The organism is Planktothrix prolifica NIVA-CYA 540 (assembly GCF_963864145.1).
GTDB lineage: Bacteria > Cyanobacteriota > Cyanobacteriia > Cyanobacteriales > Microcoleaceae > Planktothrix > Planktothrix agardhii.
In genome coordinates this window covers 4,812,384-4,832,996 of the sequence record NZ_CAWLTW010000001.1, presented here as the reverse complement: position 1 = coordinate 4,832,996, position 20,613 = coordinate 4,812,384, and the positions used below count along the sequence as shown (strand labels likewise).

Below are 20,613 nucleotides of genomic sequence, written 5' to 3'. Positions count from 1 at the left end.
TAAAACTTTCAAAAATTGTAGCACAAATAGGTTGGAGAGGATCGTAGGGCATTCTCAAATGAAATTTGGACAGGGTTGATATATTCGGTTATCCGTGATGGGCGCAAGGAGAAGGAAAGTTGACTATTTGTACAATACCACAGTCACCCCAGTTAATTGTCATCTGTGGTGCGACGGCTACGGGGAAATCGGGTTTGGCAATCCAGTTAGCGGAGCGTTTGGGGTCTGTGGTTTTGAGTGCGGACTCTCGTTTGGTCTATCGAGGGTTTGATATTGGGACGGCGAAACCAACACTTGAAGAACGTCGGGGGATTCCCCATTATTTGATTGATATTTGTGAACCAACCCAGACTTTAACTGTAGCAGATTATCAGGATCAAGCGCAAGAATTGATTATGAATTCTGATGTTTCTGCTCCTATATTATTAGTTGGTGGTACGGGATTATATATTAAATCTATTGTGCGGGGAATGAAAATTCCGAGGGTTGCACCTAATTTAAAATTGCGATCGCAACTTGAAGGTTTAGGTCAAGTGCAATGTTATCAAATGTTAAAACAAATTGATCCGATGGCAGCGCAGAAAATTCATGCTAATGATCAGGTTAGAACTTTACGAGCTTTAGAAGTTTATTATATTACAGGTCGTCCGATTTCTGAACAACAAGGAGAAAATCCTCCGAATTATCCAATTTTACAAATCGGTTTAAATTGTGAACCAGAAGCATTAATTCATCGGATTCAAAAACGGACTGAAGACATGATCGAACGAGGATTTGTGCAGGAAGTAGAAAATTTATGTCAAAAATATGGAACTAAGTTATCGTTATTAGAAACTTTAGGATATCAGGAAATAAAACAATATTTAGCTGGGGATATTTCTTTAAAAACAGCCAAGGAATTAATCGTATTACATACCCGACAATTTGCCAAACGACAACGAACTTGGTTTAATGCTATTTCTGAAATTCAATGGTTTGATGCCGATAGTTCTAATTTATTAGATCAAGTTTGGCAAGCTATAGCAATCCTAAATAGGTTGTAATATTGCCTCCTTGCTGTGCCTAGATTTCAGGCTCATTTATCCCTACAAATCAAAATTAACTCATAATTCATAAACTGAGTTTCTAACTATTATTAAATTTAGAAACCCGGTTAATTATAAAATTGATTAAAAACTTGACAATTATCAAAATATTAATTAAAATATTAATATTTTGAGGATGAATTAGATCTGGCTTATGCGGTAATTAATGGTATTCAAGCTAGGGCAGAAAGAGGAAACTACAGCACACAACGGATGAAATTTCACTCAGAGCAACAAAGTTAACTTTTCGTTACATACTTGTTAATTTTCTCGCCCACTTACTTATTCTTTTGTACCATTCATTTAGACTTGCTATAATTCTAATTCATTAATGGGCTAGACAGAGGTGCTGTTTCTCCTTGACAAACCCATGCACCCCAAAAATAAGGATGATTTAACGGTTGATAATCGGGTTCGGGATAGTCGTTTTTGGGGTATAATTCTTTGAGAACAGTTTGACCCAGTTCCGTTGTTTGTAATTTAGAAATTGTCGCATTTTTAATATAATCTTGGGCAAATTCTAACGCTTGCAGACGACCCCAACCCGTATCTATTTTATCAAAAAATAACTGCATTAACAACGCCGTTGCTTTATCGGGAACAGACCATAAACTCATAAGTAATGTTTTTGAACCTGCGATCGCAAATGCCCGACGCAACCCAAATACACCCTCTCCTGATGCTAAATCTCCCAATCCCGTTTGACAAGCGGATAAAATACTAATTTCCGTTGCCCATAAATCCAATGCTGCCACGTCTAGGGCAAAAACTAATCCTTTTCCGTATTCTTCCGGTAAGGGTTGACCGCGTAAAACTGTGTTAGTTCCGGTTAATGCTAATACCGATCTTAACATCGGATCTTCAACATTAGAAGAAAGAGCTTCAGAGGAAGGTTTGATTTCAGCTTCGATGAAATTAGCACAAGAATTTAAGAAATTCGCGGTATTTTGCCGATCATTTAATTTGTATAAATCTGCATAGAGTTGCATTAACCCTAATAAATCTTTATTCCATAAATCCTTATGGGCGTTTAACAGATTATTTTCTTCCCCTTGAGGACAAGTCAGCAAATCTTGTATTAAATTCTGATAATTTTGCTGTTGTTTCTGCCCAACAAATAACCCATGAGTAGCAAATAACAGAATTTTAGGGGAGTGAGGGCGATGCAGATAAGACTCGCGGGCTTCATTTTCTAAATAGGGTTTGACGTTAAGGAGTTTAGCAACGGTTTCTCCTAAGAAACGGGTTCCTAATGCTCGTTTAAAATGCGATAAGGTTTGCAGCAGGGTTTGGGGTTCGTTGGTGTTGAGTGCAATATTACAGTTTTGAGGCGTATTTTCAACAGTTTTATCCTCAACTTCGGGAAACGGTTGGGGATAATCAAAATTCGGATCAGCCATAATTAAGGGAGCCGATGGGATAGCATGGGAAACAATAGTTTTCCGCAAGATTTCTCGCCCCACACTTAAATAACTGATGCTGTAGTCTTCTATTAATAATCGTCCGTTTTCTTGGGCTAACAGTTGAAAGGGGAGCAGGTTTAAGTTGCTATCGGGGGCGATGATGAGTGACCTAACCCCCCCAGCCCCCCTTCCCTGCGAGGGAATGGGGGTGACATCTTTCTCCCCTCGCCTTGCAGGAGAGGGGTTGGGGGAGAGGTCAAACTCCCCTCGCCTCGCAGGAGAGGGGTCGGGGGAGAGGTCATCCAACACCTGAAACACCCGATCCAACAACAGCCGCCGCAACCCTTGACCATGACTGACAAAGGAGGAAGAAGACCGCACAACAACCTCCTCCTCATCCCCGAAGTCTAAACGGCCGATCGCATTTTCTTGAGGAGGGGAGGAATGATCAGGTTGAAGGGAAACCCCCGCCCGAAATAGACGAATTAACCGATCAATTTCCTCAGCATCCCCCAGATCCACCATCGCCACTTGATCCGGTTGTTGGGCGGGGAGAATAAACGCCAGATAACGGGCGGGTTTCCAGTGTTCCTGTTGAGGGGCGGTGAAGTCATACACCCGAAAATGCACAAACTCCAACAGGGTACTACCGAGGGGAAGTTCCAACGCCACTGCTTGACGGTCGGGGAGGGCGTTTTGCAGTTGCACTTCAGGAATTTCACGGGCGATCAGTCGGTTAATTTCATCGGCTTGTTTTTGCGACGTCCCGATCTGCTCAAGGATATGGTCTCGCTGGTCAAACTGACTGGCTAGGGAGATGGTGAGAGAAATAATTTTATCGGTGATCTTCCGTAACTCTTGCACCTGGGGTAACAGATGGGGATAACGACCACTGGCGAGGGCGAGGTTTTGGGCAGCTTGGGCGGAAGCCGTCAAGCACTTGCGGCGCAACACTAAGTCAAAGGCGGCTTGTACGGCTTGCGGCTGTTGGGGGAAATATTGCCAGACTAGGGAGAGGAAGCCATAAAAATTCCCTCGAAGGGTTTTTAGGTAGTTGAGGCGATCGCGTTCTGAACCCGACCCAAACACCTGCTGAATATTGTAATCTTCTATTTTCAGGGCTTCCTGCATTAAGAGGAACGCACCCCCAAAACGTTCAGTCGTGACTAAGAATGTTGCTAAGTTACTGAGGTGGGTGGCTAAGTCAGGATGGTTGGGAGATAAGGCTTGGCGGACGATGGCTAGGGCTTCTAAATACAAAGGTTCGGCTTCACTGTAGCGTCCTTGACCTGTGCAGAGTGCTGCTAAGTTATTGAGGAGGGTGGCTAAATGGGGATGGTTGGGGGGTAAAGCTTGACGGTCGATGGCTACCGCTTCTAAATACAAGGGTTCCGCTTCACTGTAGCGTCCTTGAGCTTTGTAGAGTTCTGCCAGGCTATTGAGGTGCATGGCTAAATGGGGATGGTTGGGGGGTAAAGATTGACGGTCGATGGCTACGGCTTCTAATAATAAGGGTTCGGCTTCACTGTAGCGTTCTTGACTTTCGTAGAGTCCTGCCAGGTTATTGAGGTGCTCGGCTAAGGCAGGATGGTTGGGGGATAGGGCTTGACGGATGATGGCGACGGCTTCTAAATACAAGGGTTCGGCTTCACTGTAGCGTCCTTGACTTTCGTAGAGCACTGCCAGGTTACTGAGGTCTCTGGCTAAGTCAGGATGGTTGGGGGATAGGGCTTGGCGGTCGATGGCTACCGCTTCTAAAAACAAGGGTTCGGCTTCACCGTAGCGTCCTTGACTTCTGTAGAGGTTTGCCAGGTTATTGAGGTGGGTGGCTAACCTGGGATGGTTGGGGGATAGGGCTTGACGGTCGATGGCTACGGCTTCTAAATACAAGGGTTCGGCTTCACTGTAGCGTCCTTGACTTTCGTAGAGCACTGCCAGGTTATTGAGGTGCCGGGCTAAACTGGGATGGTTGGGGGGTAAAGATTGACGGATGATGGCTACGGCTTCTAAATACAAGGGTTCGGCTTCACTGTAGCGTCCTTGACTTTCGTAGAGCACTGCCAGGTTATTGAAGCCTCTGGCTAAGTCAGCATGGTTGGGGGGTAAAGATTGACGGATGATGGCGACGGATTCTAAATACAAGGGTTCGGCTTCACTGTAGCGTCCTTGACTTCTGTAGAGTTCTGCCAGGTTATTACAACTGGCGGCAATATTGGGATGGTTTTTTCCCCAGAGATAACAAGCTAATTCTAACGCCTGTTCAGCAACCGCTATCCCCTCAGTAAATGCGCCTTGTTGATCGAGGTTAATAACCTGTCGGTTGAGTTGTTTCCATTGTTTTTTCAACTTTCTTGATTGATCCAATGGATTTAATTCTAATAACTTATCCTTCAGGTAGAGAACTAACTTAATTAAAGCAACAAAAAAAATAACACCAAAAATTTGAATTACTTGAATTAACTTTTTGTAAACCGTGACTTTGTTCTTATTCATGTTTATACCTTCCTCTGGGTTAGGGAATTAAGCAATAATTGAATATTCAGAAGAAAACAGTTGATGGCCGTTGCTGGGGTTGAGGTTATTCTGAAGTTCTAATAAATGTTCTACCGTTAAGGATAGGAATTTTTCATAACCTTGTTTTAACCAAGTTAGGGTTAAGGGTTGGGGAGTGATGAGGGCTAAAAATTTATCTGTGCCATAACTTCCCGTAATGGGAATAGCTGATTTACCCGTTTGGGGTTGGGGTAAGATGGTTTTACCGTTGATTAAATAGATATCCGTTGCTAGGGGAGAGGGACAACAACAAATCACCTTTCCCGATGTTCCCCGTTGCAATAAGGTTAAATATCCCGATACCTCTAAATTAATCTCAAATTTAATTTTATCTCCTAATTTAACTTTAAATTTGGTTTCCGGTTGTTCATCCATTGTCCAATCTAAACTTTGAACTTGAGGACGGGAGGATATTGCCACAGGATACATTTTATCAGTTTGGGTGGCAAGTTGTTCTAAGTCTTGCCAAACTTGTTCTAAGGTTAAGGTGATTCTATATTCTGCTAATAACGTTGTTACCTGACCCCCCTGTAGCTCTTGATCAATATTACAAAGTTGTTTAATTGCTGGATAAACATCTTTGGATAATGTCACTCTCACGCTATTAGCACTTGAGAAAACTTTTGCAGCAATATCTTGAGGACTAAAGCCTAAAAGTAATCCTCTCAAGTATTTTTTCTGCACCGATGTTAGTTCTTTTCCATTTGCGATCGCTAAATCTGCATATAATTGGGGCAGATTCCAATATTGTGCCACTTCTGCAAAATATTGATCATGTGGAATATTAGCAATAACCATAATTCTCCTCTGGTTTAGAAACCGGGTTTCTGAAGTTATCTAGTTTTACTATAACAAACCCTTTGATAAAATTCAAGCTAAAATTATCTATTTTGAAAATTACTATTATTTCGTTAATGAGCATTAACCGATAAGAGCAAAAAATCGTAGGGGCGAGGCGCGCCTCATTGGTGTCAACTTAAGCCGAAAACTTCTGATTATAGCCAAGATTAGATCCCCCTAAATCCCCCTTAAAAAGGGGGACTTTGAACTCTAATTCCCCCTTGACAAGGGGGGTTAGGGGGGATCTAGGACGCTTAAAAAAATCAACGAACTTTCGGTTTTCTAGCCTACTTTTAGGCTTAATTTGACACTGATGGGCGCGCCTCGCCCCTACACTAGAATTTGTGTCCATTATTTATAATTAATAATCTTAATCATTCTTTTGTAAAATCCATTTAGACTTGTTATAGTTGTCTCAATCACCCGTTTTAACTGGTTTTCGCTTTCAGCCCGAAATTGATTTCCGGGCTATCCTGATTATTAAATCGTTAATGGTCATTAACCTTAAAAAATTGAGAAACCCGTTTAATAAAAGCTGTTTAATAATGCTATTGATTCGTTAATGAGTGTCAGTTACGCTTTAAATAATTTCCTGTCAATATGAGAGCATAGTTCAGGAATAGATTATGACATCTTACGAATTATCCATCGGTGCAAACGATATTAAACGCTCCCCTAAGCGTCAATTTAATCTGCAATTACCGACAACCGTAGAAACGCCCCGGATGCAATTAATTAAACCTCACCCCGATTATTCTGAACCCATTGAACAGATGTTACAACACCCCCAAATCATGCAATATGTCACCACTGGGGCGCGTTCAAACGCACAAGCAAAACTTGAAACCTTAGCGTTTCAAAAAGATTGGGAACGACAGGGATGGGGGGCTTATTTTCTGTTGAATAAACAGACAAAAGATGTTATGGGAGCCGTTAAACTCTATTTAAGCGATCGCACTCCCTATCTGCAAATTGGCTATTTTTTGGGGTGTGAATATTGGCGCAAAGGATACGGAACTGAAGCCGCAAAAATGGCTTTAAAACTGGGTTTTTACGGCTTAAATCAACCTCGCATTGACGCATTTGCCAATATCAATAATATTCCCAGTCGTCATATCCTCGAAAAAATTGGCATGACTTCCATCACTGATCAATTCATCTACGATGGTCGCCAATATGCCCACTATATGATCAACCGTTCAGACTATCAAATCTAACCATATTTCCCCCCTTACTAAAGGGGTGATTGCCTACAATTTCCCCCCTTACCAAGGGGGGATTAAGGGGGGTTCTTCCCTTGCAAATCAAGTTAAAAAACGGGGCGGGTTTAGCAAGATTTGGGGTAATTTTCAAAGGTTGACGAGAACCCGCCCCTACAGGTTTTTTGAATCAATTTAGGTTAAAATAAAAGGAGATATTATGCAAGATAATGAATGCAATGGCTTTGGGTGTAAGTGGATTCAGAACCGGCACGACGCTGATATTTGGGTGTGTTTAAAATGTGGAACAGCGCGCCATATTCGTACTAATGACCCGGTTTTAACGATTATTGTTTTTAGTGCGATCGCCCTGATCTTTGTCTCAATTTTAAATTCTCAATTCTCTCCATCTCCCGTTCAAACTCTCCCCGAATCCCATATCATTGAAACCTACGATATTAACCCATAACCCATTAATTCGGGTTTCTAACTATTCTTGATCAATTTAGAAACCCGGTTAATTATTAAATTTGATTAAAAACTTGACAATTATCAAAATATCAATTAAAATATTAATATATAGCTTATTTTTTAAGAAAAATGGCAACCTCAATCGCCAGTTTTAAAATAACCTGGGAACCCCTTCCCGATGATTTTATTTTACCGGATGATCCTGTGGATAATATTAATCAACCTGCTTTAGCTTCCGCTTTAACAGATAGTTTACAAAATGCGGGAAAACTACCCCCGAATAGTTTAACTCCAACGAATTATGGAATTTGTGCAACGGTTAATGACAAAATAGTAATTAAAGCACCAGACTGGGCATTTATTCCAGAAATTCGAGTTCCCAGAACCGATATTCAACGCAGTTATACCCCGCAATTACAAGGGGATATTCCGCTTTTAGTCGTAGAATTTCTGTCTGATACTGAAGGAGGAGAATATTCAATCAAATCAACCTATCCTCCGGGGAAATGGTTTTTCTATCAAACGATTTTGCAAGTCAAGTATTATGTGATTTTTGAACCCCATCAAGGCATTTTAGAAGTCTACGGTTTAAATGAAAATGGAGAATATCAGTTACAAACTGCTAATGCTGATAACCGTTATTTTATCCCAGAAATGAACTTATATTTAGGAGTTTGGCAAGGAACTAGAGAAAACAGAACCGGATATTGGTTGCGGTGGTGGGATGAAAGCGGAAACCTATTATTATGGGGATTTGAATTAGCACAAATTGAACATCAACGGGCGGAAAAATTAGCTGCACAATTACGGGCGGCAGGTATTGAACCGGAAGTTTAATTTAACCGAATTGCTTGGAGGAAATTGATCGGATGTCTGAATATTATCCCAGAAATATGATCGGTTATGGTCGCCACACCCCCGACCCTAAATGGCCGAATCAAGCCCGAATTGCGGTACAATTTGTAATTAATTATGAAGAAGGTGGCGAGAATTGTATTCTACATGGTGATCAAACTTCTGAAGCATTTTTATCAGAAATTATTGGGGCTGAACCATTTCAAGGACTGCGCCATTTAAACATGGAATCAATTTATGAATATGGCAGCAGAGCGGGTTTTTGGCGACTCTATCGGCTGTTTACCCAACGTCATATCCCCGTGACCGTTTATGGGGTTGCCATGGCTTTAGAACGCAACCCAGAAGCCGTTGCAGCTATGTTAGAAGCAGACTGGGAAATCGCTAGTCATGGTTATCGCTGGATTGATTATAAATATTTTAATCAAGAAATGGAGCGGGAACATTTAGAAAAAGCGATCGCTATTCATACAAAAATTACCGGAAATCACCCCTTCGGTTGGTATACGGGACGCACCAGTCCCCACACCCGCAAATTAGTCGTAGAAGCAGGAGGATTTTTGTATGATTCTGATAGTTATGCCGATGATTTACCCTATTGGATTTATGATTATGGTAAACCCCATTTAGTGATTCCCTATACCCTTGATAATAATGATATGCGATTTGCTACCAATCAAGGTTTTAACTGTGGGGAACAGTTTTTCACCTATTTAAAAGATGCTTTTGATATGTTATATACTGAAGGAGAAACCGCACCGAAAATGATGAGTATTGGGTTACATTGTCGTTTAGTGGGTAGACCCGGACGGGCGGCTGCACTCGCTCGCTTTTTAGATTATATTCAAAATTATGATCGGGTTTGGATCTGTCGTCGGGTTGATATTGCTAACCATTGGTATGAGTATAATAGACCTATACCCGAAAACTACGGTTTAATGATTAATCAATTTTAACTTAAAAAATATTATGGCAGATACAACTGTTACTCTCGATAACAATACCTTTGTATTTTTATTGGGAAGCGAGAATAATGATACCATATTAGGAGGGGTAGAAAATGACTTAATATTAGGACTTTCAGGGAATGATTTTTTATCGGGAAATTTAGGTAATGATTGGTTAAATGGCAATCTTGGTAATGATGCAGTTGTCGGAAACGAAGGCAATGATACCCTTTATGGAGGGCAAAATAATGATGTTTTAGATGGTCGCATTGGAGATGATTTATTATTTGGAAATTTAGATAGTGATGACCTGACTGGAGACACTGGAAATGATACCTTATTTGGAGGTCAAGGAACAGATATTCTGCGGGGAAATGACGGAGATGACTGGTTATATGGAGACAAAGATAATGATATCTTCATTGGAGGGGCTGGACGCGATCGCTTTATCCTCACGAATAATTCAGGAAGCGATACTATCAATGACTTTACCCAAGGTGAGGATATAATTGGGTTAACTGGAGGATTAACCTTTGCCCAATTAACCTTAGTTTCCGATCTGAATAATACCCTAATTCGTGTTACCAATACTAACGAAATATTAGCCACATTAATTGATATTTCTGCGAACAGCTTAAATAGCAACGACTTTCAAAGTCTACCTTAAATTTAATTCCCCCCGATAAAACCATGTCTCAACAGATATATCCCCTTAATATTAGTGTTCATCCCCAACTAGAAAAATCCCTAGGCTATCATTCTAATAATAGATGGGTGGCTTGGTATTGGGAACCCGATATCGAAGAAGCATTCTTTACCGATGGTCAAAACTTAGGAACAACTTCGGCTTTATCCTGGCAAATTTTATTACAACACCCGAATATTAGTTCCAGTTTACAACAGTATTTCCCCGACCCCAATCAGCAATATGGGTTACTTTTAGATCGAAAAACCCGTAACCTTTATGTTGGAGAGGGAAAACTGATTCAAAATTTATTAGAACAACCTGATAGTTTAAATTTACTTGCTTGTTTAGAAACTCAAAATCAATCTTTATCAAATATTAAATATCAATTTCATCAAATTACCCATTCTATATTACTATTGAATCTTCTAAAATGGATTCCCTTAACTGTTGGTGTGGGTTTGGTCACTATATTGGGTTTAAAAACCGTATCTTCTTTAATTCCCAAAGTAGAACAGCAATTAAGAGTAACTTCCCCTTCTCAACCAATTGTAGCTGAAGATCAAACCTGTGGAGTCGGAGGATCTGATGATTTTAACCATTATCTTATCAAAACATCCCAACCCAAAGAACTACATTTAATTGGAGTCTATGAAGCCGATCCTAATCATAGCGGAAATCAACGCTCTCCGGGTACAATTTCCGTTAATATTAACCGTCAAAATCAACCCATAATATTAGCTTTATCCTCCTATGAACCCGTTACCTGGAAACTTAACATTCAGCCCGGGGTGATCATTGAAAAAATAATTTTAAATGGATATTATGATCAAAATATTATGGGGGTTTCGGGGATTCCAATTGAGGAGTATAGTCAAGAAGGAACCCATCAAAATTTAGGAAACTTTCCCTATCAATGGAATAGTGTTTCTTCCAGCATGGTTGATCAACTTCAACAAAAAACCGGACTTGAAATCACCTCCTTTCAAGGTTGTTATCGGGGAACAGAGTTTAAAATAGATTAAATTACTAATTACCGATCACGGATTAAACGGATGACGCAGATTAACACAGATTTTAATCTGTGAAATCCGTGAAATCCTCTTAAATCCGTGATCCTCTGTCAACTAAAAATAATTTTTTTGTTCAACTCCAAAACCCACTAATAATACAGTTTCCAAAGGGTTATTATTAATCGGTCGTTGATAATTAATAATCCGACGAATTCTTAACATTGGATTAATCAAAGTAATCGAATCTACCGAAACAACACTGGTGTAGCTGGTTGTCATTAACAATTCCCTGGTTTCGGTATCGTAGCGAAAATTGGACACCATTGGTTTCGCTTCCTCATAGGCTTTATCTCGCAGATAATCTCCTTCAATAATCGGGAAATCTAATTTTTGAGGGACAAAAAGAATATTTAATTCTTGAGAAACCTTATCTCCTTTTTCCGAAACCGTTTGAAAAGCTAGTCGATATCCTGGTAGAACTTCTAACTCTAAGTTTGTTGATAAACGGTGATTATCTTCTAAGACTTTAGCTTTAGCGGAATTCTCCAAAGGATGAATCACAAATTCAGTATGCGATCGCTCAACTTCCCGATAACTCACATAATGATAGGTACGCTCCGTGATCCATTCACCCACACAATGATCAAAAAATTCCTGGAATTGTCCAATCGACATAATTAATATCACTCCTCTTAAATCATCTTTGCAACAGTTTTTAACATTTTTTAGTAAAAATCCCTAATAATTCTAAAATTTAATAAATTATCCTGCTTGATGAACTCCTGTGATTGACCCGGAATGTTTAGCCTATAGTGTTGGCCATGCAGGGGAAGGTGTATGTCTGTTGGTGAGAATTGGATCTCATCGCATTCTACTCGATTGTGGTATTCAGGACATTTCACCCCTATTAACATCCTCAGATCAACCTCCAGCCGACTTAGTTCTATGTTCCCATGCCCATGCGGATCATGCTCAAGGTTTACTCGCCTTCCATCAGGCTTTTCCTGAAATTCCCATTTATGGGAGTCAAGTCACAACCCAACTATTAACCCTAAACTGGCCAGACTGGGAACCCGATCCCAATATACCCCTGTGTCAGCCCTTACCCTGGGATTCTCCTATCCAACTCCAACCCGGACTCAGTGTTACCTTGTTTCCGGCGGGTCATTTACCCGGGGCGTCAGTAATTTTGATCAATTATGTAACACCCGAACGCAACTATAAATTAATTTACACCGGAGATTTTTTTCTCTCCAATTCTCGCCTAGTCGAAGGCTTACCCCTGGGGGAGTTGCGCGGACTCAAACCCGACGTTTTAATCCTAGAAGGCAGTTATGGAACCGCCCGCCATCCCCATCGTCGTCAACTGGAAAACCAACTGGCAGAACGCTTATATCGAGCGATAGAAGCCCAATATTGCCTACTCCTACCAACACCAACTTTAGGCTTAGGACAGGAATTATTGATGTTGCTTCGTAGTCACCATTATTTTACCGGACGAGATCTCGATATTTGGGTTGATGGCAGTGTCGCCACCGGATGCGATATTTACCTACAACTCCTGCCCCATTTCCCCGCCAGCGTGCAGAATTTTGCCCAACATCAGCCCCTATTTTGGGATGACCGCATTCGCCCCAGAGTCCGAAGACTCACCCCGGAACACAGATCTCAACTCGGTCAAACGCCCTGTATTGTTCTCACCGACGAATCAGCCGACTGGAATACCTATTGGGCCGATTCTATCCGGCCTTGGATGTTATTTTTGCGCCAAAAACCCGGTCAAAACCTCGATATTATTCTGACTCCCGAATCGGAAGAAAAAGGCTTTAGTCCCTGCATACCAAAGGTTGAAACCTATTTGATCTCCGAACATTGTGATGGCCCCGGGACAACCCAACTAATTCATAACCTCCGACCCCAACATATTATTTTTGTTCACGGCTCACCCACCTATTTAGGGGATCTGACCAATTTAGAAGAACTTAGAAACCGCTATCAACTCCATACCCCCAACCCCGGAACCCTAGTCGAGTTACCCATCGGCGAAACCTTCATCCAGCCGCCCCTGGCTGAAATTGAGTATGAAGGGGAAATTGCCGAGTTTGAAACTCAAATTCACATTACCCTACCCCCAGGGTTAACCACCGATCCGCGCTGGTTAGGTTTTGCCGATACAGGGTTAGTAGAGGCCCGATGGCAAGGGGAAGAATTAGTGTTGCGGGGGATTTCCCAACGGGAATTCCTGAGTCTAGGAAGCGATCGCCCCATTCCCAGGGATCTTGATTGTTGTGGAAACTGCCAATACTATCGCGGACAACGCTGTTGGAATCAATCCTCCGCCCTCTACGGCTTCAAAGTAACTTCCGATGGTTACTGCCCAATGTTTGAATCCATCGAAAGGATTTAATCGGTTAAATTAAGTTTAAAATAGATTAAGTGCTTAAATATTTACCATGAAAAAATCAGTCTTGTCTATCGGTCAAATTCCCGGTTTTTCTATATTGTTAACAGCGATTATATTTGTTAGCAGTTTATTAGGATTAGTGCCTTCAGCTTTGGCTAATACTACTTCTGTATCTCCAATCATAGCTAGTATATTTTCATTTTCAGGAAATCGACCCACCAACCTCGGTATTGAACAAGGAAAATTTGCCCCCTGTCCCACTTCTCCCAATTGTGTTTCCAGTCAAAGCCTAGATACCCAACATCAAATTGAACCTTTCACCTATCAAGATACACCTAAAAAAGCCTTTGAAAATCTTAAAATTATTCTAGCAAATACTGAAAATGCGGAAATTATTACAGCCGAAGCAAACTATATTTACGCCGAATTTACTTCGGATTTAATGGGATTTGTGGATGATGTAGAATTTTATTTGGATGAAAAAGATAGTTTAATTCAAGTACGTTCTGCCTCTCGTTTAGGAGAATCAGATTTAGGAGCAAATCGGAAAAGAATTGAAGCTATCCGAGCCAGATTCCAACTGTAGTAAGCCCTTCAGGGCTTTCTTAAACCATTAATCATCAAAAAAACAATAAAACCCCCTACAAAACTTGTAGGAGATTTTAAAATTAATCAGATGTTTTTAAGAATGTCCTGAATAATTAGAATCTCTAATTACAGAGCATTACCGCGAGGTAGAACTTCTTCAGGGAAAATAAAGTTTTCGTGGGGTTGATCCGCAGGAGCCATCCAAGCCCGCAGACCTTCATTTAACAGAATGTTCTTAGTATAGAACGTTTCAAATTCAGGATCTTCCGCCGCCCGTAACTCTTGGGAAACGAAATCATAAGCCCGTAGGTTCAGAGCTAAACCAACAATGCCGATAGAACTCATCCACAGACCCGTGACCGGCACGAATAACATGAAAAAGTGTAACCAACGTTTGTTAGAAAAAGCAATCCCGAAAATTTGTGACCAAAAACGGTTGGCGGTCACCATCGAATAGGTTTCTTCAGCTTGAGTCGGTTCAAAAGCCCGGAAAGTATTGGCCGTATCTCCATCTTCAAACAGAGTATTTTCCACCGTCGCTCCGTGAATAGCGCACAATAGCGCACCACCCAAAATTCCCGCCACTCCCATCATGTGGAAGGGGTTCAGCGTCCAGTTATGGAAGCCTTGTAGGAACAGAATAAACCGGAAGATTCCGGCTACCCCAAAGCTAGGGCCAAAAAACCAACTAGACTGACCCAAGGGGTACATCAGAAATACACTGACAAATACCGCAATTGGGCCAGTAAAGGCGATCGCATTATAGGGACGAATGCCGACTAAACGAGCAATTTCCAACTGACGCAGACAAAAGCCGATCAGCGCGAAAGCACCGTGCAGAGCCACAAAAGCCCATAAACCGCCCAGTTGACACCAACGGGTGAAGTCCCACTGAGCTTCCGGCCCCCAGAGGAACAGTAAGGAATGTCCTAAACTGTTAGCGGGACTACTGACGGCGGCTGTTATAAAGTTGCAGCCTTCTAAATAAGAGCTTGCTAAACCGTGGGTGTACCAGGAAGTTACAAAGGTTGTTCCGGTTAACCAGCCACCGAGGGCTAAATAAGCGCAGGGGAACAATAGAACTCCTGACCAACCCACGAAGACAAAGCGATCGCGTTTGAGCCAGTCGTCGAGGACGTCAAAGGCGCCTCTTTCGACCTGCGGCCTTTCGACTGCAATAGTCATGGACAAAATCTCCGAATATATAATTACAAGTTGTAAAGAGATTAGGACTCATATTAAGCGTCTCTCATCTGCTATAGCAGAATCTGAGAAATTTTATGAGTACAGTTAATGTTTCTTTACGTCTGTTCAGATTATAGAGGTAAATCTTGAGTTGAGCAACTCTCCCACCACCAGAATTCAAAAAAAATTTGTCCAAAAACCAAAAACCCTGTTTCTGACCAGCAAAAACAGGGCTTAGACTCCTTGGACTGATGGTTAATTTTCCGACATAATTTTGGGAACTTTGAAATAGTCTCCTTCCTGTTCCGGTGCGTTCGCCAGAATATCATCTCTTTGGGGATAGGATTCTAACTGATCAGGTCGAGTAATATTACTCAACTCAATTGCCCGGGTCATCGGAGCCACCTGGGATGTATCGAGTTCGTTTAATTGCTCAAAATAATCTAAAATTTCACCCAGTTGAGTCGTAAATTGTTGTTCTTCTTCTGGAGTTAGCTCCAGTCGAGCCAAAAAAGCAACTTTAGAGACTTGTTCACGATCAATAGTCATATTTAATCGGGCTTTAGGTAGGTTAGCAAAGAAAAAATTAAAAGCAAAATCAATTAGAAATAGATATCAATTTTGCTTCTTCCGGTAACTTTTAACCAGTTCTGGGCTTCAATATAGTTATTCGGGGCTAAACGAATTGCCCTAACCCAATATTCTGCGGCCTGCCGAAATTCTTGTTCTGCGGTGTCTTCATCTCCCGCTTCCTTAGCCTTTTCCCCCTGATAATGGTAAATCACCGCAATATTATTCAAAGCCTGGGGCATTCGGGGATTTAGCTCAATCGCTTGTTGGTAATATTCTAATGCTTCCTCATGTTCTCCATTGCTGGCATGAATTAAGCCCATATTATAAAGAATAAAACTGCGATCATAGGGATCTTCCTCTAAGGTTAAGGCTTCCTGGTAATTTTCTAAAGCCTCTGCATATTCTCCGTCCGCCTGGGCTGACATTCCATCCCGATAATAGGCAAATGCTTCCTTGGCTTTTTTATTAGTGGGCAGCATCTTCAGGATCATATCTGCCATAACCGTAAAGCTTTTATCAATAAAGTTATCGTTACGTTGTGATCTGGGCATAAAATTTTAATCTCTAAAGTTCAAGGCTGGAAACTCCGTAATTTTAAGGAAGTTCCTGAACAGCCCATCGCCTAATCTTACCTTAATCAGTGTAGAGACGTGCCATGGTACGTCTCTACGGGTAATCAGTTAACGGTCAAGGGTTAAGGGTCAACCGTTAACCTAAACTAATGCAAGGTTGCGTCAGCTTTGTTAAAAACGGGATAGGATTTGCGGATTTTGTGGGTAACGGGAGTTGCCAATACCATAATTTTCTCCATTAACCAGGGGGCAAAACGGTTGCACCAAACGGCCAAATGGCTTTGCCATCCGACCAAAATTTCCGAGGCATCTTTATCGATCCCAGCCACTAACACCTTGGCGACCTGTTCGGGGGTCATGGGAACTACCCAACGGAATAATTGCAAGTCCCGGGTCATATCCGTGTCCGTTAGGGTCGGCAATAGAGCCATCACCCGAATATTGTAGGGGGCTAATTCTTGGCGGAGGGCCTCTGTAAACCCCAAAATGGCGAATTTAGTCGCCGAATAGGTGGACATCGTAGGGGCCGCAATTTTGCCCATCAAACTCGATACATTAATAATGGTTCCCGATTGGCGGGTGGCCATCCGTCGAGCGATGACATGGGTGATGGTATACAACCCGATTAAATTCAAGGAGATTTCCTCCTGAACTTCTGGGAGTTTGGATTCTAAAAACGGGGTTTGGTGAGCAACACCCGCACAATTAACTAAGATCTCAATCGGCCCGTGAGTTCGCCAAGCTTGGGCGATCGCAATATGGACTTGAACAGATTGGGTTAAGTCCAGGGCTAAGGTGATCACCTCCACACCCATTGGTTTTATTTCTGTGGCCAATTCCGCTAACTTCTGACGATCGCGTGCCACTAGAATCAGACGTTTAACCCCATTTTTGGCAAATTCTACGGCAATTGCCCGGCCAATTCCACGAGAAGCCCCAGTAATTAGGGCTGTTTTTCCTTGAATGTTCATTACAAAAACCTCCTGTTGAGGAGGAATTCGGTGCGGCGGGGCGGGGTTCTCCCACCCATTTGAGTCGGGATTTTTTCATCCCAAGCGACCCTGACATCCTTTTAGGCGCACCGATATTCCTCTATGCAGCGTGTAAAAAATCTGGGAATGCTAGAAATTTGGTGTCATGATTGTAGAGATTACTAATGGGTCATGATTAGACAACAGACCAGGCTATCTTCTTTCCTTAATTCCTGGTTAACAGAGCAAGATTGATTTCAAGCATGGCTCACCTGTCTCCTCAATACGAGCGTTCATGGAAAGACCCTCTATGCACAGATTAGCAAGTTAATCAACAAGTTGCAACATTTTTTAATAAGTTTTTCGTAATATTTCTTAATAATAGGGAACAGGTAATGGGTTTTGGGTAATGGGTTTTGGGTAATGGGTTTTGGGTAATGGGTTTTGGGTAATGGGTTTTGGGTAATGGGTTTTGGGTAATAGTTGGCGTCCCCTGCTCCCTGTTCCCTGTTCCCTGTTCCCTATTCCTGATAAACTATTTCCATCCATTCAACGTCTATATTAAAAGCTGTCCTATTTTTGCGGTTGACCATGCCATTGTCTGACACTCCAGAGAAAACTGTCCTTGATTTACACGAAGAAGCAAGTCGCCATATTGCCCAACAGCAGTTTGATGAAGCAGTTGCTGTGTGTGAACAGGCGTTAAAATTGCAACCTCGTTTTCTTCCCACTTACAGTACCTTGGGGTTAGCTAAACAATTGCAAGGGAAACTTGATGAAGCCAAATTTTGGTACACAAAAGCCCTAAATCTCAAACCCGATTGGGCGGAAGTTCATGCGAATTTAGGAACGGTTTATGTTCAACAACAACAATGGCGGGATGCTCTACAATCATATCAAACTGCCCTACATTTTAAACCCAATCAAGCCAGAATTTATCAGAGTTTATATACTGTTTTCATTAATCTGAATCAACCGGAAGAAGCCACAAATGCTTGGTATCAAGCCTTAATTTTAGAACCCCAGTCCGTCGCCCCTCAAGATTATATTGATTTTGGGAAAACCTTAATTGAAAAAGGCAAATTAGAGCCAGCAATTGAATTGTATAGAAAGGGGGTAGAAATTTATCCCAGTTTACCCCAATCCCATTATGGATTAGCAGAGGCATTAAGTCGGAAACAACAGTGGGAAGAAGCGATCGCTGCCTATAATCAAGCGATTATTCTGAATCCCAATAGTAATCTATTTTATCAAGGGTTAGCCGATGCTTTAGTTCAACAAAAGAATTATGAGCAAGCGATCGCCAATTATCAAAAAGCGATTGAACTCAGCCCGGATTTTTCTTGGACATATCATCAACTAGGAAATGCTTTATCTGAACAGGAAAGATGGGAAGAAGCCACCGTTGCTTATTATCAAGGAATAGCTTTAAATCCCAAGTTTTTTGGTTCCTATTATAAGTTAGGAGAAATTTGTTCTAAAACCGAAAAACACGAAGAAGCAATTAATTGGTATCGTCAAGCTCTTGAGATTAATCCCGATAGTTTTTGGTTACATTTTACCTTGGGAAATGCTCTCTGTGAAACCCAGGAGTTTGAACAAGCCGTAACGGAATATTATCAAGCAATTGAATTTGAACCGAATACGGATTGGTTATATCCTCCCCTGGGAAAAGTGTTGATTGTTCAAAAACACTGGGAGCAAGCTATTAAAGTTTATTGTAAAGCAGTTGAACTGAATTGTAATAACCTTTGGCTCTTAGATCAATTAGCAGAAACCTTAATTGAACAGCAAGAAATTGAAACTGCTATTTCTGTTTATCAGGAATGTCTAAAAATCAATCCTAAAGCGGATATTGTACATTACAATCTGGGCAATTTATATAAATCTCAAAGTCAATGGGAAGAAGCGATCGCATCCTATCAAAATGCTATTAATATTAATCCTAAAATCGCTGAATATTATGCGGGGTTAGGAGAAATTTGGTTAAAAAAACAAGAACTAGATCTGGCAATGTCCTACTTGATGGACGCTTTAAAAATGAAGCCCGATTTAATTTCTGCTTATGAAAATATTGCTGAAATTCTACAACATCAAGGCAGAAATGAAGAAGCTGTAAAGTGTTTTAATTATAAGGATTTGCCCCCGTCACTTGTAGAACAATATTGTTTTGTTAATCCCGATCAATTGATCACATCAGACTTTTGTTCTAATGTCACCTATATTCCAGTTTATCCGGGTAGTGAAATTTCCCTGAATCCTTCTAAAACCGTGGCTCAATTTCATCCTGGTTTTATCTTTAGTCAAGCGACAACTCGGAATGCGTTTATTGTCAAATTAGATCAAGGGAGAGTCTGGGGAGATTCGGCGACCAGTGCGGTGATCACAGCCCATAATGAATTACTGACTGATATTTCCACCGGATCTGCTGAATTGGTTTTATCCTCCCGTAAATTACCTCCAATTCATCATATTAATGGAACCGTTGCATTTTTATCGGTACGCTGGGGTGGGGCATTTTTTCATTGGATGTATGATGTTTTACCTGGAATTCACTTGATGGAAAAAAGTGGTATAGATTTGAATAGTATTGATTATTTTGTGTTTAATAATTACGATTTTTCCTATCAGAAAGAAACCTTAGAACTTTTGGGAATACCTGAACATAAAATCATTAGAAGTATTGATAAACCTTATATTCAAGCGAAGAAACTGATTGTCCCCGCTCCTAATTTGTTCCAAAATGATACGACAACTCCTGAATGGATTTGTAACTTTCTAAAACAAAAATTACTCCCAGAAACAGCAAAAAATAAAACTGCAAATCGTCGCATTTATATCAATCGGAAAAATGCAATTTCTCGGAATGTGGTTAATCAAGATGAGTTGATGCAAAGTTTGGAATCTCTTAACTTTGAAACCGTTGTTTTAGAATCCTTAACGATTTCTGAACAGGCTGAATTAATGGCGAGTGCATCGGTGGTTTTAGCTCCCCATGGTGCGGGATTATCTAATATTGTTTTCTGTCAACCTGGAACCAAAATTATCGAATTATTTGCTCCTACTTATGTTCCACCTTGCTATCGAATTATTAGTAATATTTGTGGGCTGGAACATTACTATTTAATTGGGGAACTGGTAGAGAATACAATGGACGAAGATCTGACCCATTCGGGATTGTTGAATATGCGAATTAATATTGATGATTTAATGAGTTTATTGGAATTAGCAGAAATTACAAAACCTGTTTAATTTTATGGATATTCTAC

General features: G+C 41.0%; 17 protein-coding genes. 10 read left to right on the top strand and 7 right to left on the bottom strand.

From position 1 onward, the window contains the following. Positions 1 to 119: 119 nt before the first annotated feature. Entirely contained in the window at positions 120 to 1,043 is a 924-nt protein-coding gene (gene miaA, locus AC559H_RS21480; RefSeq protein WP_237157276.1) for a tRNA (adenosine(37)-N6)-dimethylallyltransferase MiaA, read from the top strand. A 362-nt stretch (positions 1,044 to 1,405) separates the two neighbouring features. On the opposite strand, the gene AC559H_RS21475 is transcribed toward miaA, so the two are convergent. After that, positions 1,406 to 4,981, bottom strand: a complete 3,576-nt coding sequence (locus AC559H_RS21475) for a CHAT domain-containing tetratricopeptide repeat protein (RefSeq protein WP_052349634.1) — start codon at positions 4,979 to 4,981, stop codon at positions 1,406 to 1,408. A 27-nt stretch (positions 4,982 to 5,008) separates the two neighbouring features. After that, a complete protein-coding gene (locus AC559H_RS21470) occupies positions 5,009 to 5,839 on the bottom strand; it encodes a DUF4384 domain-containing protein (protein ID WP_051319679.1) in 831 nt (276 codons plus the stop codon). A 668-nt stretch (positions 5,840 to 6,507) separates the two neighbouring features. Between AC559H_RS21470 and AC559H_RS21465 the strand changes: the two genes are divergently transcribed. The 6 genes from AC559H_RS21465 (at position 6,508) to AC559H_RS21440 (ending at position 11,063) form a co-directional block, all read left to right on the top strand. Further along, on the top strand, positions 6,508 to 7,098 hold the full coding sequence (locus AC559H_RS21465) for a GNAT family N-acetyltransferase (protein WP_051319680.1): 591 nt from the start codon (positions 6,508 to 6,510) through the stop codon (positions 7,096 to 7,098). A 202-nt stretch (positions 7,099 to 7,300) separates the two neighbouring features. Further along, a complete protein-coding gene (locus AC559H_RS21460; RefSeq protein ID WP_026794984.1) occupies positions 7,301 to 7,549 on the top strand; it encodes a hypothetical protein in 249 nt (82 codons plus the stop codon). Positions 7,550 to 7,680: 131 nt separating this feature from the next. Beyond that, positions 7,681 to 8,388 (top strand): Uma2 family endonuclease, encoded by a 708-nt coding sequence (locus tag AC559H_RS21455; RefSeq protein ID WP_026794985.1) that lies wholly within the window; start codon positions 7,681 to 7,683, stop codon positions 8,386 to 8,388. Between the two features lie 32 nt (positions 8,389 to 8,420). Then, positions 8,421 to 9,362, top strand: coding sequence for an allantoinase PuuE (gene puuE, locus AC559H_RS21450; protein ID WP_026796872.1), 942 nt, complete (start codon positions 8,421 to 8,423; stop codon positions 9,360 to 9,362). A 13-nt stretch (positions 9,363 to 9,375) separates the two neighbouring features. Beyond that, entirely contained in the window at positions 9,376 to 10,020 is a 645-nt protein-coding gene (locus AC559H_RS21445; RefSeq protein WP_036833046.1) for a calcium-binding protein, read from the top strand. Between the two features lie 23 nt (positions 10,021 to 10,043). Next, on the top strand, positions 10,044 to 11,063 hold the full coding sequence (locus tag AC559H_RS21440) for a hypothetical protein (protein ID WP_026794987.1): 1,020 nt from the start codon (positions 10,044 to 10,046) through the stop codon (positions 11,061 to 11,063). A gap of 102 nt (positions 11,064 to 11,165) precedes the next feature. On the opposite strand, the gene AC559H_RS21435 is transcribed toward AC559H_RS21440, so the two are convergent. Then, positions 11,166 to 11,726 (bottom strand): phycobiliprotein lyase, encoded by a 561-nt coding sequence (locus AC559H_RS21435; RefSeq protein ID WP_036833049.1) that lies wholly within the window; start codon positions 11,724 to 11,726, stop codon positions 11,166 to 11,168. Between the two features lie 109 nt (positions 11,727 to 11,835). Here AC559H_RS21435 and AC559H_RS21430 point away from each other — a divergent pair, with 109 nt between their 5' ends. Both AC559H_RS21430 and AC559H_RS21425 read left to right on the top strand, forming a co-directional pair. Then, positions 11,836 to 13,458 (top strand): MBL fold metallo-hydrolase, encoded by a 1,623-nt coding sequence (locus AC559H_RS21430; RefSeq protein ID WP_233423076.1) that lies wholly within the window; start codon positions 11,836 to 11,838, stop codon positions 13,456 to 13,458. A gap of 46 nt (positions 13,459 to 13,504) precedes the next feature. Next, complete coding sequence (locus AC559H_RS21425) at positions 13,505 to 14,041, top strand: DUF1499 domain-containing protein (RefSeq protein WP_043938906.1); 537 nt, start codon at positions 13,505 to 13,507, stop codon at positions 14,039 to 14,041. 128 nt (positions 14,042 to 14,169) lie between these two features. Here the strand turns inward: AC559H_RS21425 and psbD are convergent, their stop codons facing one another. The 4 genes from psbD to AC559H_RS21405 form a co-directional block, all read right to left on the bottom strand. Further along, a complete protein-coding gene (gene psbD, locus AC559H_RS21420) occupies positions 14,170 to 15,228 on the bottom strand; it encodes a photosystem II D2 protein (photosystem q(a) protein) (RefSeq protein WP_026788392.1) in 1,059 nt (352 codons plus the stop codon). 255 nt (positions 15,229 to 15,483) lie between these two features. Then, complete coding sequence (gene gatC / locus AC559H_RS21415; protein ID WP_026788391.1) at positions 15,484 to 15,777, bottom strand: Asp-tRNA(Asn)/Glu-tRNA(Gln) amidotransferase subunit GatC; 294 nt, start codon at positions 15,775 to 15,777, stop codon at positions 15,484 to 15,486. Positions 15,778 to 15,830: 53 nt separating this feature from the next. Then, positions 15,831 to 16,352, bottom strand: coding sequence for a photosystem I assembly protein Ycf3 (locus AC559H_RS21410; protein WP_026788390.1), 522 nt, complete (start codon positions 16,350 to 16,352; stop codon positions 15,831 to 15,833). Positions 16,353 to 16,519: 167 nt separating this feature from the next. After that, on the bottom strand, positions 16,520 to 17,344 hold the full coding sequence (locus tag AC559H_RS21405; RefSeq protein ID WP_026794990.1) for an SDR family NAD(P)-dependent oxidoreductase: 825 nt from the start codon (positions 17,342 to 17,344) through the stop codon (positions 16,520 to 16,522). A 591-nt stretch (positions 17,345 to 17,935) separates the two neighbouring features. Here AC559H_RS21405 and AC559H_RS21400 point away from each other — a divergent pair. Next, positions 17,936 to 20,596, top strand: a complete 2,661-nt coding sequence (locus AC559H_RS21400) for a tetratricopeptide repeat protein (RefSeq protein ID WP_026794991.1) — start codon at positions 17,936 to 17,938, stop codon at positions 20,594 to 20,596. Positions 20,597 to 20,613 lie beyond the last annotated feature (17 nt).

Excerpts from the sequence above, each read along its gene's own strand:
- AC559H_RS21475 (WP_052349634.1), bottom strand. The coding sequence starts at position 4,981 with ATGAATAAGAACAAAGTCACGGTTTACAAAAAGTTAATTCAAGTAATT.
- AC559H_RS21470 (WP_051319679.1), bottom strand. The coding sequence starts at position 5,839 with ATGGTTATTGCTAATATTCCACATGATCAATATTTTGCAGAAGTGGCA.
- AC559H_RS21465 (WP_051319680.1), top strand. The coding sequence starts at position 6,508 with ATGACATCTTACGAATTATCCATCGGTGCAAACGATATTAAACGCTCC.
- AC559H_RS21460 (WP_026794984.1), top strand. The coding sequence starts at position 7,301 with ATGCAAGATAATGAATGCAATGGCTTTGGGTGTAAGTGGATTCAGAAC.
- AC559H_RS21455 (WP_026794985.1), top strand. The coding sequence starts at position 7,681 with ATGGCAACCTCAATCGCCAGTTTTAAAATAACCTGGGAACCCCTTCCC.
- puuE (WP_026796872.1), top strand. The coding sequence starts at position 8,421 with ATGTCTGAATATTATCCCAGAAATATGATCGGTTATGGTCGCCACACC.
- AC559H_RS21445 (WP_036833046.1), top strand. The coding sequence starts at position 9,376 with ATGGCAGATACAACTGTTACTCTCGATAACAATACCTTTGTATTTTTA.
- AC559H_RS21440 (WP_026794987.1), top strand. The coding sequence starts at position 10,044 with ATGTCTCAACAGATATATCCCCTTAATATTAGTGTTCATCCCCAACTA.
- AC559H_RS21435 (WP_036833049.1), bottom strand. The coding sequence starts at position 11,726 with ATGTCGATTGGACAATTCCAGGAATTTTTTGATCATTGTGTGGGTGAA.
- AC559H_RS21425 (WP_043938906.1), top strand. The coding sequence starts at position 13,505 with ATGAAAAAATCAGTCTTGTCTATCGGTCAAATTCCCGGTTTTTCTATA.
- psbD (WP_026788392.1), bottom strand. The coding sequence starts at position 15,228 with ATGACTATTGCAGTCGAAAGGCCGCAGGTCGAAAGAGGCGCCTTTGAC.
- gatC (WP_026788391.1), bottom strand. The coding sequence starts at position 15,777 with ATGACTATTGATCGTGAACAAGTCTCTAAAGTTGCTTTTTTGGCTCGA.
- AC559H_RS21410 (WP_026788390.1), bottom strand. The coding sequence starts at position 16,352 with ATGCCCAGATCACAACGTAACGATAACTTTATTGATAAAAGCTTTACG.
- AC559H_RS21405 (WP_026794990.1), bottom strand. The coding sequence starts at position 17,344 with ATGAACATTCAAGGAAAAACAGCCCTAATTACTGGGGCTTCTCGTGGA.
- AC559H_RS21400 (WP_026794991.1), top strand. The coding sequence starts at position 17,936 with ATGCCATTGTCTGACACTCCAGAGAAAACTGTCCTTGATTTACACGAA.